This window comes from Vibrio sp. 1731 (assembly GCF_033339955.1).
In the GTDB taxonomy this organism is placed as follows: Bacteria; Pseudomonadota; Gammaproteobacteria; order Enterobacterales; family Vibrionaceae; genus Vibrio; species Vibrio alginolyticus.
Map to the genome: position 1 here is coordinate 1 of NZ_JAWOVO010000063.1, position 2,078 is coordinate 2,078.

Here is a 2,078-nt window from a genome sequence, read left to right on the forward strand (position 1 = left end):
GCATTACACAACACTTTGGTGTTACCGAACTCAACTAACACTGAACCTTCAGCGTAAGCCGTGTAGTTACGAGTAATTTTGATTGGGCGAACTTGGTCCGCCTTGCGATCGTTTGGACGCATGGGCATCTACCTTAAATAATGAGGAGAAGACGATTTGGTTGGGCGAAGATTATAGCGGAATCGATTTCGGATTCCTAGGTCACAGCTTCACTCCCTCTAAACATTTCCTGGGAGCATATTTGCGAGACACTGATGTAAGACAGCCCGCGCACCTCTTGCCGCTCCGTGATACACTCTCTAGGTAATTTTCAAAAAATGAAGACAGGAAAATTCGATGATTTACAGTATGACTGCGTATGCGCGCAAAGAAGTAAAAGGCGACTGGGGCTCAGCGGTATGGGAAATCCGCAGTGTAAACCAGCGTTACCTAGAAACCTATTTCCGCATGCCAGAACAATTCCGAGCTTTAGAACCAGTTCTACGCGAGCGTTTTCGTAAACGCCTAGCGCGAGGAAAAGTGGAATGTAGCCTTCGTTTCGAAGCGAACCCTGCAGCAAAAGCCGAACTTAGCATCAATGAAGCGTTGGCAACCCAAGTGATTAAAGCTGCTGAACAAGTTATGCACATGACTGGTGAGCTAAGCCGCATCAACCCATTCCAAGTCATGCAATGGCCTGGTGTGATGGAAACTCCTGAGCAAAACATGGATGAGGTCAACAAAGAGCTGCTTGCTGCATTTGATGAAGCAATTAGTGAATTTATTGAAGCGCGTGGCCGTGAAGGCGACAACATGAAAGCGCTGATCGAACAACGCCTAGACGCGATTACCGCAGAAGTGGTGAAAGTTCGTGCTCGCATGCCTGAAATCCTAGAATGGCAACGTGAGCGTCTATTCTCAAAATTTGAAGATGCGAAAATTGAACTGGATGCTTCTCGTGTAGAACAAGAGCTTATCTTGCTAGCGCAAAAGTCAGACGTTGCAGAAGAGCTAGATCGTTTGGATTCTCACGTGAAAGAAACGACCAACATCCTGAAAAAAGGTGGCGCAGTCGGTCGTCGTCTGGATTTCATGATGCAAGAATTCAACCGTGAGTCAAACACGCTCGCTTCTAAATCGATCAGCACCGACATCACTGCGTCGGGTGTTGAACTGAAAGTTCTGATCGAACAAATGCGCGAACAGATCCAAAACATCGAATAATCTAAAAACATTTAGATTACATATTGAAAGCCCCGCTTAATGCGGGGCTTTATTTTATTCGTCTTTTTCCAAGGTTCGGTTGTCAACATACGGCCAATAGTGGTGTCCAACGCGAATCACCAAGGTCGCTGCCGCCAAGATAAACGCCGCTATAGAAAGCCAAACCACCAAAGTGGCATCCAACTCTTTCATACCTAAGGTGATGTAGCGAGCAATGGCCATCATCGCGATATAGATAGGATAGCGAACGGGGATCTTACCGTTCATCACAAACTGCTGCACCATCGCTAAACCCTCAAGATAGATGAACATCAATAAGATGTCCGTCAACAGCACTCGCTTCTCAACAAAGACGTGAATGACCTCTTGAGCCATGGCATAAATAGTTGCCAAGGTAATAGCGACCAACAGAACCGCTTCTAAGATGTGGAACATCTTCAAAAATGGGCGACTGAACGATTTAGGTAAATTTGATGGCATAGCCAATTATCCAAGCAAAACCAAAGAGATAAGCTTTGAGTTTAGCATGCAAGATAAAAAAGGATACATAAGAAAAACGCCCCGTTTATTTAACGGAGCGTGTTTTCTTAAATGCGATGGTGGCACGGCTTACGCCACTTGCTGCTTTTTTTCTGCCACACGCTTTTTCTTGCGATATTTAGGGTGGGTAATCGGAATCGCGGAGAGCAGTTTCTTGGTGTAATCGTTTTGTGGGTTCGCGTAAATTTCTTTCGCATTCCCCGCTTCCACCACTTTACCAAAGTACATCACCGCAACTTTATCGGAGACATGCTTAACCACCGACAAATCGTGAGAGATGAAGATGATGGCAAGGTTCATTTCTTGTTGAAGTTGCAGCAACAAGTTGAGAATTT

The 2,078-nt window shown here is 45.4% G+C and carries 2 protein-coding genes and 2 pseudogenes; 1 reads left to right on the top strand and 3 read right to left on the bottom strand.

The window, feature by feature from the left end; translation table 11 throughout:
* Positions 1-122: pseudogene (gene rph / locus R7035_RS25105) on the bottom strand (ribonuclease PH); the annotation flags it as partial.
* 214 nt (positions 123-336) lie between these two features.
* Here rph and R7035_RS25110 point away from each other — a divergent pair.
* Complete coding sequence (locus R7035_RS25110) at positions 337-1,203, top strand: YicC/YloC family endoribonuclease (protein ID WP_015296114.1); 867 nt, start codon at positions 337-339, stop codon at positions 1,201-1,203.
* Positions 1,204-1,257: 54 nt separating this feature from the next.
* On the opposite strand, the gene R7035_RS25115 is transcribed toward R7035_RS25110, so the two are convergent.
* Both R7035_RS25115 and R7035_RS25120 read right to left on the bottom strand, forming a co-directional pair.
* Entirely contained in the window at positions 1,258-1,683 is a 426-nt protein-coding gene (locus tag R7035_RS25115) for a phosphate-starvation-inducible PsiE family protein (RefSeq protein WP_318146316.1), read from the bottom strand.
* Between the two features lie 129 nt (positions 1,684-1,812).
* Positions 1,813-2,078, bottom strand: a pseudogene (locus tag R7035_RS25120) (ABC transporter ATP-binding protein); the annotation flags it as partial.

What these genes read in the sequence shown, in the direction of transcription:
- R7035_RS25110 (WP_015296114.1), top strand. Translation starts at nt 337, where the DNA reads ATGATTTACAGTATGACTGCGTATGCGCGCAAAGAAGTAAAAGGCGAC.
- R7035_RS25115 (WP_318146316.1), bottom strand. Translation starts at nt 1,683, where the DNA reads ATGCCATCAAATTTACCTAAATCGTTCAGTCGCCCATTTTTGAAGATG.